Origin of the sequence: Methylobacterium terrae (genome assembly GCF_003173755.1) — a bacterium.
Lineage (GTDB): Bacteria > Pseudomonadota > Alphaproteobacteria > Rhizobiales > Beijerinckiaceae > Methylobacterium > Methylobacterium terrae.
This window is the reverse complement of sequence record NZ_CP029553.1, coordinates 5,392,311-5,406,040: the sequence shown is the minus strand read 5'-3', so window position 1 is coordinate 5,406,040 and position 13,730 is coordinate 5,392,311. Positions and strand designations below refer to the sequence as shown.

Sequence of the window (13,730 nt, the reverse complement as noted above, 5' to 3'; positions counted from 1 at the left end):
GGGCGTGGCGCGAGCGCGCCCGCCCGGAACGACCGCCCGGGCTCGGGCATTCCCCGGGCCGGGAGCCCCGCGATGACCCTGTACAGCTACCACATCTCCCACGAGCAATGCCCGCCGCGGGCGCTGCTCGCGCTCGCCCAGAGGGCCGAGCAGGCCGGCTTCGACGGGGCCTTCTCCTCCGACCATCTCCAGCCCTGGTCGCCGAGCCAGGGCGAATCCGGCTTCGCCTGGGCCTGGCTCGGCGCCGCCCTGCAGGCGACCGAGCGCCTGACCTTCGGCATCATCTCGGTCCCGGGGGGCTGGCGCTACCATCCGGTGGTGCTGGCCCAGGCCGTGGCCACTCTCGGGCAGATGTTCCCGGGCCGGGTGCCGTGGGTGGCGCTCGGCAGCGGGCAGGCGATGAACGAGCGCGCCACCGGCGGGCCCTGGCCCGACAAGGCGGAGCGCAACGCCCGCCTGCGCGAGGGCGCCGAGATCATGCGGGCGCTGCTCGCCGGCGAGACCGTGACCCAGCGCGGCCGCCTGACGGCGGTGGATGCCAAGGTGTGGTCCCTGCCCGAGACCCCGACCCGCCTCGTGGGGGCCGCCACCAGCGTCGAGACTGCGGCCTGGCTCGGCACCTGGGCCGACGGGCTCCTCACCGTCGGGACGAGCCCCGAAACCCTGGGGCCGATCGTCGACGCCTTCCGGGAGAACGGCGGGGCCGACAAGCCGGTCTTCCTCAAGATGGACCTGAGCTACGCCCCCGATCCGGCCGAGGCCCTGCACCAGGCCCATGCCGAGTGGCGCTTCAACGCCCTGCCGGCCTCGGTGGCCTGGGAACTGCCCCGCCCGGCCGATTTCGAGGCCGCCGCCCGCTACCTGCGGCCCGAGGACATGCACGAGGCGGTGCTGATCTCCCACGACCTGCCGGCGCTGACCGAGCGCATCGCCGCCTGCGCGGCCCTCGGCTTCGACAGCATCGACCTGCATCAGGTCGGCGGCAGCCAGCCGGCCTTCATCGACGCCTTCGGCGAGCGGGTGCTGCCGGTCCTGCACGGCCGCAAGGCGCCGGTGATCGAGTTCGACCCGTTCGGGCGCAAGCCGGCCGCGCGTGCGGGTTAGCCGCAGCGCCGGGCATTTGGATCGAGAGGTTTCTTCGGCCCGGAACGCAAACGAGGCGCCCGACCGGCCGGTCGGGCGCCTCGCTCGTTCCTGCAATCCTGATCAGTAGCCGTAGTAGAAGCGGCGCGGCGGCCCGTAATACGGGCGCCGCCAGTACGGCCGCGGGCCGTAACCGTAAGGCCGGGGCCCGTAGAACGGCCGGGGCCCGTAGAAGGGCCGGCAATAGCCGAAGCGGTTCGGGACGAAGCCCGGGCCGCAGCCGCCGGCCACCGGGATCACGCCCGCCTCCGTCGCGAGCGTGCCCGCCGCACCGAGGCCGATCGGGGCGGCCTGCGCGGTCGATGCGAGGCCCAGGCCGCCGGCCAGGCTGCCGGCGACGAGGGCCGCCATCCCGAGCACCTTCACGTGCATCATCGTGGGATCTCTCCTCAGGTGAAGGCGGCCGCGCGGGCCGCCCTGCCGCCCCAGGAAAGGGCTAACGACCTGAATGCACGATGAGCGTGCCGGTCGGCTTCCGCTCATCCCGGACGCGGGTCAGCGGCCCCGGCGTTTCCCGGAGGCCGGTTCGGAGACGACCGGATCGGCCGCCGCCCGCATCGCCGCGCCGCGGCCGCGCCGGCTCTGGCCGAGGCCCGAGCTCTTGGCGAGCTCGGAGCGCTGGGCGGCGTAGTTGGCGGCGACCATCGGATAGTCCGGCGGCAGGCCCCATTTCTGGCGATACTGTTCTGGGGTGAGCCCGCGGCCGGCCAGGTGACGCTTGAGCGTCTTGTAGGGCTTGCCGTCCTCGAGGCTGATGATGTGATCGGGCGTGACGGTCCGGCGGATCGGCACCGGTGGCGCCACCTTCTCGGGCTCCGGCGCCGGCGGCGCGCCGAGCTGGCTCAGCGAGGCATGGACCGACGCGATCAGGCCGGGGACGTCCGCCGCCGGAACCGAGTTGTTCGCGACGTAGGCCGACACGACGTCGGCGGCGAGCTCGATCATATCGAGCGATCGGGTGGGATCATCGTTGGTCATGGCGCACCAGAACGAAGTGACCGGCTCAAGAGGCCACGTGTTTTCGCGAGCGTCAACCACAGAGGATATGCGTAACAACAGATTTCATCAGTCGCGATACGGAACAGAAAAAGTATCGTACGCGATTTGTCGAAAGGCTCCGCATTCTCCGGGAGGCGCTCCGGGTCCGGCGGCACCGGGGCCACACTCGTCCGGGATGTCGCGCTAGCCCGTTGGTCCTGACGGTTTTTTCGCGCGCGGCGGTTTCCCCTCGCCGGGGAAATGCCCTAGCTGTTGCTGCATTGCGCCATCCGGCGCCCGTCCTGTCAGCGCGATCGCCAAGACCTCTCATGACCGACAAGAACCGCCGCTTCCTGGTCACCGGCACGGCCGCCGGCCTCGCCTCGACGCTGCTGGCGGGCGCTTTGCCGCGCCCCGCCCTCGCCTGGACGGACCAGGACTACGCTCCCGTCCGGCGCCGGCGCTCCCGCGATCCCGTCCCGGCGGAGGACGGGGCGTTCTACGACACCCGCGGCCAAGGGTATGGCGGCCAAGGGTATGGCGGGCAAGGGTACGGAGCTCAGCCCGCCGACCCGTATCGCGGCCAGCCCGTCCAGGCCGCGCCGGCGCCGGAGGAGGATTCCTTCTGGGGCGGCCGGCGCAGCGACTCGCCGCCGCAGGGCACCGCCGACCCGTCTCCCACCGTGGTGGTCGATGACGGGCCGATCGATTACGCCCGCGCCTACGCGGCGCTCGACACCGAGCCGTTCCCGGTGGCGGCCTTCCGCTGGCGCCGGGCCAACCCGTCCTTCCTGCGCCAGGAGGTCGCCTATGGCGGCCGCTACGCACCCGGCACGATCGTGGTCGATCCGCGGGCGCACCACCTCTACCTGATCCAGGAGGGCGGCCGGGCCCGCCGCTACGGCGTCGGCGTCGGCCGCCAGGGTTTCGCCTGGAACGGGGCGGCCACCATCAACTCCAAGCAGGCCTGGCCGGACTGGTACCCGCCCAAGGAGATGATCGCCCGCCAGCCGGCGCTCGCCCGCAGCGTATCCAAGCTCCAGAGCGGCCTCGGCGTGCCGGGCGGCCCGCGCAATCCCCTCGGCGCCCGCGCCCTCTACCTGTGGCAGAACAACAAGGACACGCTCTACCGCATCCACGGCACCACCGAGCCGGAGAGCATCGGCCGCAGCGTCTCGTCGGGTTGCATCCGGATGATCAACCAGGACGCGATCGACCTCTACGTCCGGGTGCCGGTGGGCGCGCAGGTGGTGGTGCTGGGCTGAAGGCCCGACGCGGCCGGCCGGATCAGGGCCGCCGCAGGACGGGCGGTCCCCCGGCCGCGGCCGGGGGCAGGCCCGCCGCCTCCTCGGCGCGGTCGACGGCCTGCGAGACGAACCGCCGCAGGGCCTCCGCGTCGCGCGGGGTCTCCGCCACGAGGGCGCGCACCTCGGATGCGGGGCCGACAGGATCTCGGCCTCGAGCGCCTCGGTCAGCCGATCGAGCGCGCGGTCGGGGCGCCACGGGGTCGTCATATCGGCCTCCCTCAGGTGTCGAGCCGCAGCAGGGCGCGGCGCAGCCGTTTGCGGGCGCTGGCGTAATCCGTCCGGGACAGGCCGTGCCGGGCGCAGATCTCGGCGGCGGAGCGACCGTAGCCCAGCTCCTCGATGATCCGCAGCACCGTCGCGTCGCCGGAGAACAGCGCCACGATCGCGCCGAGCGCCTGCGCGGCGGCGATCGCCCGCTCGGGATCGATGCTCCCGGCCGGCTCGTCCTGCTCCCGCCACGTCCGCTCCAGCGCCGCCCTGCGCCGAAGGTCGTGCTCGATCGAGCGCATGCACCCGGCCAGGAAGGCCAGGATCGGAACCTCGGGAGGCCAGAGCCGCGTCCCATCGAGGGCCCGGACGATCGCTTCGTTCAGGAGGTCGGCCCAGTCGGTTCCGGGAAGCCGGCGCACCCGCAGCCGGGCGAGCGCCCGCAACCGAGCGAGATCGACGTTCGACAGGGCGCGGATCGCTCCCGCGACGTCCCGCTGATCGGTCTCGTCCGTCACTCTTCGCCGCCCTGCCCGCTCTCCCCGCGTCATGCGCACCGGCGAGCCGGGCGCGGACAGGCCTCGATAAAGAATTCCGGCCGGTCCGCGCCCGGTCCGCTCCCGCGCCTTCTTCCGTGGCCGCGCCGCGTCGGCCCGAGAGCGGAACCGGGAGCAGACATCATGACACGGGAGGTACGGACCGCCATGGCGCGGCAGATCTACGCCCGGCACGTCGCCCACGCGGCGGCGCCGGGCGATACCGGCCTCCGGGGCGCCCTGGAGGCCGCCCTGGCCGCCATCCCCCGCGAGCGGTTCCTGCCGCCCGGGCCCTGGCACCTCGCCCGCCCGCAGGGCGGCTACGCCGAGACGCCCGACGACGACCCGATCTCCCTCTACCAGGACCTGCCCGTGGCGATCCGGCGGGAGCGGCACCTCAACAACGGGCAGCCGTCCTTCATCGCCGGCCTGGTCGCCCGGGGACGGCCGCGCCGGGGCATGAGCGCGGTGCATGTCGGCGCGGGGACCGGCTACTACACCGCTCTCATGGCCCGGCTCGCCGGCCGGGAGGGCCGGGTGCTCGGCATCGAGCACGATCCCGGCCTGGCGGAGCACGCGACCATGGCGCTCGGCGACCTGCCGCAGGTCCGCGTCGTCGCCGGCGACGGCGCCGCGATGCCGCTGCCGGCGGCCGACCTCATCCTGGTCAATGCCGGTGCGGCGCGCCCGGCCGAAACCTGGCTCGACGCGCTGGCGACCGGCGGGCGGCTGATCCTGCCCCTCACGGCCGGAGCGTTGCCTGGCACCCCGATCACCCGCGGAGCCGTCTTCCTGATCGAGCGCGAGGCGGAGGAACGCTACGCGGCCCGCTGCCTGTCCCCGACCCTGATCTACCCCTGCGCCGGTGCCCGCGACCCGGAGGCCGAGCGGGCCTTGGCGCGCGCCCTGGCGGCCGGCGGCCAGGAGGCCGTCCGGACGCTCTACCGCGGGGATGCGCTGCCCGAGGACCGCTGCTGGCTGCGCGGCCCGGGCTGGTGCCTCGCCTACGGGTGACGATGATCCGCCGGAGCACGGCGAACGGACCCGCGAACCGTCCGGGACGACGGCCCGGCATCCCGGAACCGGAGCGGCCGCTACTCCGCCGGCCGGACCTTGGCGCTCGGGATCGCGTGCGCGGTCGCCGGGTCGGCCAGGATCGCCTTGACGGCGGGCACCGCGGCTGCGGCGGCGACGAGGCCGGCATTGCGTCGCGCGTAGAGGCTCCAGGCGGTGACGAGGAGCGTCACCAGCGCGCCGCTCACGGCGGTGGCGGTCTCGGCATCGATCCAGCCGCGCCCGACGGCGATGCCGCCGCCGAATTGCAGCAGGGTGCGCAGCAACGTGGTGAGCTGTTCCTGGTTCATGCAGGTCTCCTGCCGGATCTGTGGCGAGGGTCTCGAAACGTCAGGTCAGGCCGCGAACCGCCGGCCGCAGGCCGGGCAGGAGGCGGCCGGGCCCGGGGCGACCCGGAGGGCCAGCGCCGCCGCCCGCACCTCCTCGACCCGTCGGCCCCAGCCGCGCCCGAACCGCGGCCAGGTCGACAAGGCCCGCAGGAACGTCAGCCGCCCGTCGCACAGAGCTTCGATCAGCGCCGGCACGTCCCGGCCGGAGAGCGCCGCCAGCGTCACCGGGCCGAGCCGTCCGTCGTCGGCCACGCCTAAGGCCCGCTGGAGCCCGATCACCGCGCGTTTCGGCCCGCTATTCACCGCGAAGTCGAACAGCGCGTAATCGAGCCCGGCCGGCAGCGCGTCGCCCTGGATCGCGTCCCAGAACTTGCGCCGGTAGAGCGGCGCCACGGTCGCGACCGTCAGCGCCCGCACCTCCGCCTTCGTCGCCGGCCGGCCGAGCCACAGGCTCAAGGTGCCGATCGTCACCCCGAGGTTCGTCGCCCCGCCCGGGTCGTGCGGGTCGTCCGACCACCCGCCCTCGTGCTGCAGGACATGCGAAAGCGCCCGCTCGAACGTGCTCGCGGCCATACCGTCTTCTCCGGATTGTCAGGGATCTCGAGGACCGGGCCGGGTGGCGCAGCGGTCGGGGGAAAGTCAGAGGTCGGCGGCCTGGCGCCACAGCGCGTCCAGCTCCGCCGCGTCGTAGCCGAGCGCCGCGCCGAGCTGCGCCGCGATCGGATGGCTGCGCTCGAACGCCGTGGCGCCGGACAGGAGCATCCGGGCGGCGAACCGCTCCGCCTCCGGCAGGGCCGCCACCGCCGCGGCGATCGGCGCCGGCAGCACGCCCGTCATCACCGCCGCCAGCGCCTCGTCGGGCGTGATCGCGCCGGCGAGCGCCAAGGCCTGGAAGAACTGCCGATCCGACACCGCCGCCGGCGCGGCTTGCAGCGCCGCGAGCTGCGCCGCCAGGGCGTCGCGCTCGGCCGCCGCGGCATCGCGCTCCCGCCGCGCGGCCTCCGCCTCGGCCAGCGCCGCGTCCCGCCCCGCCAGCGCCGCCGCGTCGATCCCCGCCAGCACCGCCGAGAGCGGGAACCCCGCCGCCTCGGCTTGCGCCGGGGTCAGCGCCCCGCTCGCCAGGAACTGCGCCTCCCGCGCGCCCGGCGCCGTCACGTGCCGGCCGAGCACCACGTGCCAGGCCGGCGGCTCGGCCGAGCCCGGGGGCCGGCCGCGATACAGGAACTCGTACAGGTAGGGGTGATCCATGCTGCCCTCACGCCGCGACCGGGCCGTCGTCCGACAGCCGCCGCCAGTTGCCGTTGGAGTAGGAGGCGACCACGCCCGTCCCGGCCCCGGCGCCCTCGCCGGGCTTGCGGGCGTTGCCCACGAAGACCAGCCCCCCGGCCAGCCCGGCCGGCAGCGTCGCCACCGTGTAGGAGGCGAGCTGCAAGGTGCCGCCGAGCGTCGTCCCGCCCACGACGGACAGGGACATGAGACCCGTCTGGCCGGTCGCCCGGTTGATGATGACGGGAGCGCTGAGATACCCGCCGCCGTCGCCGTAGGAGAACAGCTTTAGGTTTCCGCCCGCATTGCCGCCGCCGAGCGCGTCCCCGAGGCCCCAGCCCCAGTAGATCTGACCACCGGCATTCGCGAAAGCGAACCCGATGTATCCCCCATTGGTGATGTCGCCCAGCGACGACAGCCTGCCGCTGACGCTCAGCGGAACCGCGGCCGAGACCCCGCCGCCATCGACCCGCAGCAGCGTCGTGGTGCCGACGCCGAAACCGAGACCCGCATTGGCGGCGAGGCCGTCGATCCCGAAATCGATGAAGCCGTGCGGCGTGACGTCGACCGTTCTCTGTATGCGGGCGCTGGTCCCTATCCAGTCGGAGCCCGCGGTATGCCGACGATTGATGACGTCGAGAAACAGGCCGTTGCCGCCGGCGTTCTGCTGCAAACGGGCGTGCCGCGTCGCCGATCCAGCCGTCTGCCCCAAGGGGGAGGCGGTGGTATTGAGCGCGCCACTCAGCGTCAGGGCGTTGTCGAGCGGGTTCAGCACCAGGGCTGTCGTGCCAGTCCCGGCATTGAAGATCATGAAGTCGCGATATCCGGTTCCTCCGCTGTCCTGCAACAAGCTCCAGCGGGTGCCGAGATTGATCGCCGCGCGCTTCGATCCGCTCGCGTGCGCGCTCTCCCTGATGACGAGACCGGCGCCGTACTGGAGGCTCTGGTTGCCGCACGTGACCGCATCCGAGACGGAGACCGCGCCGGTCGCGCCCTCGACCCGCAGCGCCTCGCGCCAGGTGCTCCCGTCGGCCGAGACCTTGAGCCGGAGATCGTCGTCGCCGGTCAGGCCGAACTCGGCCCGGCCGGAGAAGCCGGACTGGAGCAGCAGCGACAGGGTGTTGCCGGAGGCCTGCTTGTTGAGGGTGTAGCGCAGGTCCCCGGTCCCGCCCTCAGGCACGGTGAGCGCGGTCCACAGCGCCTTGTTCAGCTTGGCGGCAAACGGGTTCTGGGCGTCGGCGGTGGTGCCGATCCCGAGCCGGGTGAGGTTCTGGAGCACCGTCAGGGTGGAGCGGAACGAGGCCCAGGCCACACCTGTATAGGTGTAGAGGTCCGCCTCGTCCGCCACGAAGGCGAGCCAGCCGGGGCGCGGCACGAAGCTGCGCCACGCCCCGTCCTGGTAGCGCACCACCCGGCCGGCCCAGCCCGCCCACGCCCCCGTCGGGGAAGCGCCGGCGATCAGGTAGCGGTCGCCCTCGGCCGGGCTGACGGGCGGCGCCGTCAGGTCCTTGTCGAGGACCGCGAGCTGGACCAGCGTATCGAGGCCGACGAGGGCCTCGTTGTGGGTGACGTGCTTCTGCGCCTGCGCCGCCTGGAGCAGCGGCAGGGCGAGGTTGGCGGTGGCTGCGTCAGGCATACAGGGTCGCCCTCAGGGCCGCGCCGCGGCCGTAGGTTGCCGAGACTTGGTGGATGGCGACGGACAGGCTGGTGACCGGCCCGCCGAAGTCGGCCGCCTGGTGGGCGGCTTTGTAGGTGACGGACGGCGCCGACGGGCTGAACGTGCGGACGACGGTGGAGCCGGCCAGCACGTCGAGGGCGTAGGCCTCGCCCTCCTCGCCCAAGGGCACCTCGACCTGTTCCCACGGGTCGCCGTCGATCCGGGTGCGCCGGATCCACGACAGCACCAGGTCGCCCGACTCGGCCCGCACCATCCGGGCCTGCACCGGCGCGTAGGGCCGCAGGCCCACGCCCCGGAACGCCAGGGTGGCGCCGGCGAAGCTCGGATCGTCGGACGGCCGGCCGAGCGGCCCCCAGCGCCAGGCGAGTGGCAGGGTGCGCGAGGACAGCGGCATCCCGGACTGCACGAGGGCATCGGTGAGGACCACGAACGGCGCCCCGGCCGGGGTCGGGTTGCCCAGCGCGAAGTCCGTCCCGAGCTGCCCGCGCAGCAGCGTCGCGAGGCGGTAGCGCCCGGGCGCGAGCAGGGTGGCCTGCGCCCATTGCAGCACCTCCCACTCGCCCGACGGCGTCAGCAGGGCCGCGACGTTGGCCCCGTTCAGCACGTCGACCTCGGGAGCCGAGGTCAGCTCGACCCCGCGCGGCACCTCCACGAACACCGTGTTCACCCGGTCCCACCGGGCGACCGGGCCCGGGTAGAGCTCGCCCGTCAGACGCCCGATGATCGACCGGGCGCCCAAAGTCGCGTCGTCCGCGAACGCCCCGCCGGCGGTCGAGCGCAGCACCGCGACGGGCGACCACGGCGCCGTGTAGGCGGCGAGGTAGGGCGCGTGCGGTGCCGCGTCCGAGCGCAGGAGCGGCAGGTCGAGGAACTGGAACAAAGCCACCCCCACCGTTGCCGGCGGCTCGGCCGGCCGCGGCGTCGCGGTGCCGTCCCGGTAGGCGAACACCGACAGGTCGGTGCGGATGCCGCTCGCCGGCCGGCCCCCTTCCAGGCCGAGGCGGGTGAGGCGGTAGTCGGTCGAGGACCCGGCGAGGGAGAGGGTGACGACGTCGCCGGCATCGAGCGCCAGGCAGGACGGCGGCAAGGTGGCCCCGACCTGCTCGCGCTCGACCACGCCCTGATAGAGCAGCGCTTGCGCGATGCCCCGGGCCGCGCCCTCGTCGAGGCAGAGCGGCACCGCCACCCGCTGCACCGAATTCGCCCGGCCGTTGGTGCGGCGCGCCTCGACGGATGCCGACTGGTAGCCGCGATGCGGATCGATGTAGGTCAGCGCCACCACCCCCGGAAGCGCGGTTTCCTCTCCCCGGGTGCGGCGGTAGTCGCCGCCGGTGCCGCCCCGCGCCACCAGGTCGTCGGCCGTGAGGGCCGCTGCCGGCGCCCGGGCGAGCGGCGCGAAGACCAGGCGCCCGGCCGACTCCGCCGCGTCGAAGAAGAAGCACGTGCGCAAAGGTTCGAGGCTTGCGCGCGGCGTCTGCACCTCCGTGACGGCGAAGCCCTCCACCAGGCCGGTGAGCTGGCCGACATCGATCGACACGCCGAGGCCCCCGCACAGCTCCGCCACCACGTCGGCGATCGGCGCCAGGCCGAGACGCCCGTTGATCCAGTGGCCGAGCCGGTAGTTGGGTCCGTCGCTCCAGACCGCCGCCTGGCGCGGGAAGTCCGGATAGGGCCGGGCGTCCCACGTCCAGACGAACAGGCGGTCGGGATCGACCATCCGGCCGCCGTAGACCGTCGACACCGGGTTGCCGGCCGGCGCCTGCCAGTACGCCAAGGTGGCTTCCAGGTAGGCCCTCTGCGCCGCCGGATCGCGCCGGCCGTTCGAGTAGTACGGCAGGAAGCTTTCCGACGATTTCGGGTCCACGAAGACGTTGGGCTGGTTCATGCCCTTGTCGACCGCCGGGCAGCCGAGTTCGATGAAGCGAACCGGTTTGCCCTGCGGCACCCACCCGGTTGCGTTCGTCTGGCGCACTCCGCCCGGCCGGTCGCGATGCGGGTTCGCCCACCAGGCGCGTAAGTCCTTGATCCGGAAGATCCAGTGCTCGCCGTAAGCGGTGTCGGCGATCGGCACCCGGTTCTGCGCGTCGCGATCGGCTTGCGTCGGGTAGTACCAGTCGAACAGCTCGCCGGCCGCGACGTTGCCGGTGAGGTATCCCGCATCGTAGGGCGACGGGGCCCCCACCTTGGCGTCGAGATGGTCGAACCCGTCGCGCCAATCGGCGAGCGGCATGTAATTGTCGATCCCGACGAAGTCGATGTTCGGGCTCGACCACAACGGATCCAGGTGGAAATACACGTCGCCGGTTCCATCGGCCGGACGGTGATTGGCGTATTCCGTCCAGTCGGCCGAGTAGCCGAGCTTCGTGGCAGCCCCCAGGATCGCGCGCGTATCGGCCGCCAGGCTGACGAGCTGCGCCACCGCCGGATAAGTCGAGGCGTCTGAGCGCAATGTGGTGAGCCCGATCATCTCCGAGCCGATCAGGAAGGTATCGACCCCGCCGGCGGCCTCGGCGAGGCGCGCGCAATGCAGGATGAAGCGGCGGAACGAGAACTCGGCCCGGGCACAGGTCACGGTGCGGCCGTTCCACGCCAGCTCGGCCGGCGCCACCGTGCCGAAGAACGCCGCGACCTGGTCGCCGGCGGCGGCGGTCTTGTCGACCGTGCCGGGCTGGCCGGGGGCCGGATGGCAGGTCACGCGCCCGCGCCAGGGGAACGGGGCCTGTTCCGCCGCCCCGTAGGGATCGGGCAGGCCGTTCCCGGCCGGAATGTCCATCATCACGAACGGGTAGAGGGTGACGGCGTAACCGCGGCCCTTGAGCGCCTGGATGAGCTGCACCACCGACAGGTCGGACGGCGCGCCGCCGAGCAACGGCGCGCCGGCCGCGTCGCGGCTGACGATCGCCGCCGCGGCCCGGTCGACCCCGCCGGCGATCCATTCCGGCGACGTGGTCTTGTTCGCCGTCTCGGCCTTCGGGACGATGCGGCAGGACCCGAGCCGCAAATCCGTGCCCTGCCAGGCGACCACGAGCGAGACGTGCCGGCAGCGCGGCGCCTCGACCGCGAGCTGATCCAGCGCCTTCAACGCGTCGACCCCGCCCGAGACCGTGTTCTGTCCGGTGATCCCGCCGAAGGTCGAGGCGTTGACCGGCACCGTCGCATAGGTGAATTCGCCCATGCTCGGGATCATCGTGACCGCCGTCACCAGCTCCTCGAGCCTCGGCCGGCCCGACGCGTTGGGTGCGCGCCGGATCACCTCCGCGGTGATGACCGGGACGCGGTTGCCGAAGCCCGCGAGCGGCAGATCCTCGAACACGATGTAGGCGAGGCCGCGATAGGCCGGGGCGCTCGCCGCGCCCTCGATCGCGGCAATCTTCGGATCCGGGCCCTGCGCCTCGTCGCCGAGATAGACCCGGGCGCCGTGGGCGGCGAGCGCGATCGGCTTGCCGTCGGCGTAGACCTGTCCCACGGCGACGATCGGGCCTTCGCACAAGGCAATCGCCACGCTGACGCTGTACGAATACGTCACGTTGAACTGCTTTTGGCTGCCCCCGCCCTTGCCGCCGGACGATTTGACCTTCTCGACCTTCTGCACCTCCTTGAGCTTGGTCGCCCAGATGATCTGCCCGCCGATGCGGACGCGGCCGAAGACGCGGGCGATGGCCGCCCCTTCGGTCGAGGCGGTGACGTGGAGGTCAGACAGGCGCGGGCCGAGGTTGATCTGCGGCTTGGGGCGCGAGCCGAACATGGCCCGGTCGAGGGCGCTGCCGCCGGCAGCGCCGACCATCTGGCCGATCGCGCCGCCGATCGGGCCGCCGATCGCGGTGCCGACCGCCTGGCCGACAGTGGACAGGACGAGCGTGCTCACGTCGGGATCTCCGGCGAAGGGGCGGGCGCGGGCGAGGGGTCCGGGAAGCGGAAGGCGTAGGCGATGCGCCGGGACCAGGCCGGCGGGATCCACGTCTCGACCACGGCATGGCCGTCATAGGCGTGGATCATCACGGACGGGGCGACCAGGATCGCGCAATGCTTGGCCGGCAGGGCATCGCGCCAGCGAAACAGCAGCACGTCGCCGGCCTCGGCCGCGGCCGGGTCGAGCGCGACCAGGTGCCGGGCAGCGGCATCCCGCAACGTCTCGGCGCCCAAGTCCTCCGCCCAGCTCGGCGTATAGGGCGGCGGCACCTCCGGCTCGGCGCCGTACAGCGCGGCGTAGACGCCCCGCAGCAGGCCGAGGCAATCGCAGCCGGCGCCCCGCACGCTGGCCTGGTGGTGGTAGGGCGTGCCGAGCCACGTGCGCGCCAGCGCGACGACGCGCGCGCGAGTGTCAGCCGAAGCGGCCTCCGTCATTGTCTGCCCCCTGGACCGCGTAGGCCACGGCGTAGTCGTTGCCCGGAAGATCCGGGAAGCCGCGGAAGTTGACGACGTTGGCGAACTTGTCCCGGCAGCTCGCCAGGGACTTGTCGCAGCCGGCGACGAGCTGGAACGCGTCGCCGGGCGCGATCGGCGCCGACATCGGTTCCCACAGGTCGAGAGCCGCGAGGGTGCCGGCGCGGCCGTGCGCCCGCACCTCGACCGCCGCGCCGGCATTCGCCCCGGAGGTCCAGACCAGCCGGCCGGCCTCGAACCATCGGGAAGCGTACCCGGCGAGGCCGGAGGCGATGACGGTGCGGGCGCTCCGCACCGTCGCGACCGTCCCGGCGCCGCGGAAAGCGGTGGCGGTGGCGTCGAGGCGGCAGCGGGCATCGCCGAGGAGCGCGTCGCACGAGCGCTGGTAGACCCGGCCGCGGGGCTGGTTCAGGCGATCGGCGAGGCCGCGCACCTCGGCCGTGAAGGCGGTGGGCCCGCGCGAGACTTCGCCGACGGTGCCGGAGAGGACGAGGACGCGATCGGCCGGGCTCGACCAGTCGACCCGCCAGACCGCGACCGTGGCGCCGTCGAACAGGCCGCGCGCCAGCTCGGCTTCCGCCAGGCGCCCGCTGGTCAGCGCCCCGACGATCTCGAGGCTGTCGGCCGAGAGGCCGGTGCCCTGTTCGAGGGCGGTGCCGGCGGCGCCGCTCTCGGCCGAGCAGCTCACGCCATCGACGGTCAGATCCTCGTCGTGGTCGGTGAAGCCGAGGCGCAGGCCGTCGGTGCGGGTGACGATCCAGCACTGGCACAGGGTGGTGACCCCGCTCGCGAGGCTGGCGGCGAGGGTGGACGAGAGCGTCTTCATGGG

General features: G+C 73.3%; 14 protein-coding genes. 3 read left to right on the top strand and 11 right to left on the bottom strand.

Annotated elements, in window-relative coordinates:
- The first annotated feature begins 72 nt into the window (after positions 1–72).
- Positions 73–1,104: a TIGR03885 family FMN-dependent LLM class oxidoreductase gene (locus DK419_RS24975; RefSeq protein ID WP_109961476.1), complete on the top strand. Its 1,032-nt coding sequence runs from the start codon at positions 73–75 to the stop codon at positions 1,102–1,104.
- Positions 1,105–1,206: 102 nt separating this feature from the next.
- On the opposite strand, the gene DK419_RS24970 is transcribed toward DK419_RS24975, so the two are convergent.
- Together DK419_RS24970 and DK419_RS24965 are read right to left on the bottom strand one after the other, a co-directional pair.
- Entirely contained in the window at positions 1,207–1,518 is a 312-nt protein-coding gene (locus tag DK419_RS24970; RefSeq protein WP_109961475.1) for a GCG_CRPN prefix-to-repeats domain-containing protein, read from the bottom strand.
- A 120-nt stretch (positions 1,519–1,638) separates the two neighbouring features.
- A complete protein-coding gene (locus DK419_RS24965; RefSeq protein ID WP_109961474.1) occupies positions 1,639–2,121 on the bottom strand; it encodes a Ros/MucR family transcriptional regulator in 483 nt (160 codons plus the stop codon).
- A 329-nt stretch (positions 2,122–2,450) separates the two neighbouring features.
- Here DK419_RS24965 and DK419_RS24960 point away from each other — a divergent pair, with 329 nt between their 5' ends.
- Positions 2,451–3,386 (top strand): L,D-transpeptidase, encoded by a 936-nt coding sequence (locus DK419_RS24960; protein ID WP_109961473.1) that lies wholly within the window; start codon positions 2,451–2,453, stop codon positions 3,384–3,386.
- 22 nt (positions 3,387–3,408) lie between these two features.
- On the opposite strand, the gene DK419_RS29875 is transcribed toward DK419_RS24960, so the two are convergent.
- Together DK419_RS29875 and DK419_RS24955 are read right to left on the bottom strand one after the other, a co-directional pair.
- The gene (locus tag DK419_RS29875; RefSeq protein WP_280953913.1) at positions 3,409–3,537 is read right to left on the bottom strand and encodes a hypothetical protein; all 129 of its coding nucleotides are present in this window, start codon (positions 3,535–3,537) and stop codon (positions 3,409–3,411) included.
- 109 nt (positions 3,538–3,646) lie between these two features.
- A complete protein-coding gene (locus tag DK419_RS24955) occupies positions 3,647–4,153 on the bottom strand; it encodes a sigma-70 RNA polymerase sigma factor region 4 domain-containing protein (protein ID WP_245442706.1) in 507 nt (168 codons plus the stop codon).
- Between the two features lie 162 nt (positions 4,154–4,315).
- Here DK419_RS24955 and DK419_RS24950 point away from each other — a divergent pair, with 162 nt between their 5' ends.
- Entirely contained in the window at positions 4,316–5,185 is an 870-nt protein-coding gene (locus DK419_RS24950) for a protein-L-isoaspartate O-methyltransferase family protein (RefSeq protein ID WP_109961472.1), read from the top strand.
- Positions 5,186–5,265: 80 nt separating this feature from the next.
- Here DK419_RS24950 and DK419_RS24945 read toward each other — a convergent pair whose 3' ends face one another.
- The 7 genes from DK419_RS24945 to DK419_RS24915 form a co-directional block, all read right to left on the bottom strand.
- Positions 5,266–5,535: a Pam3-gp28 family putative phage holin gene (locus tag DK419_RS24945; RefSeq protein WP_109961471.1), complete on the bottom strand. Its 270-nt coding sequence runs from the start codon at positions 5,533–5,535 to the stop codon at positions 5,266–5,268.
- 45 nt (positions 5,536–5,580) lie between these two features.
- Positions 5,581–6,147, bottom strand: a complete 567-nt coding sequence (locus DK419_RS24940; RefSeq protein ID WP_109961470.1) for a glycoside hydrolase family 108 protein — start codon at positions 6,145–6,147, stop codon at positions 5,581–5,583.
- 66 nt (positions 6,148–6,213) lie between these two features.
- Positions 6,214–6,822, bottom strand: a complete 609-nt coding sequence (locus DK419_RS28850) for a hypothetical protein (RefSeq protein ID WP_162561395.1) — start codon at positions 6,820–6,822, stop codon at positions 6,214–6,216.
- Between the two features lie 7 nt (positions 6,823–6,829).
- Complete coding sequence (locus DK419_RS29655) at positions 6,830–8,476, bottom strand: DUF2793 domain-containing protein (RefSeq protein WP_245442705.1); 1,647 nt, start codon at positions 8,474–8,476, stop codon at positions 6,830–6,832.
- The gene (locus DK419_RS24925; protein WP_109961469.1) at positions 8,469–12,383 is read right to left on the bottom strand and encodes a baseplate multidomain protein megatron; all 3,915 of its coding nucleotides are present in this window, start codon (positions 12,381–12,383) and stop codon (positions 8,469–8,471) included. The genes DK419_RS29655 and DK419_RS24925 overlap by 8 nt, the downstream gene beginning before the upstream one ends.
- On the bottom strand, positions 12,380–12,862 hold the full coding sequence (locus DK419_RS24920) for an NlpC/P60 family protein (RefSeq protein ID WP_109961468.1): 483 nt from the start codon (positions 12,860–12,862) through the stop codon (positions 12,380–12,382). The genes DK419_RS24925 and DK419_RS24920 overlap by 4 nt, the downstream gene beginning before the upstream one ends.
- Positions 12,840–13,727, bottom strand: coding sequence for a DUF2163 domain-containing protein (locus DK419_RS24915; protein WP_109961467.1), 888 nt, complete (start codon positions 13,725–13,727; stop codon positions 12,840–12,842). The genes DK419_RS24920 and DK419_RS24915 overlap by 23 nt, the downstream gene beginning before the upstream one ends.
- Positions 13,728–13,730: the final 3 nt, after the last annotated feature.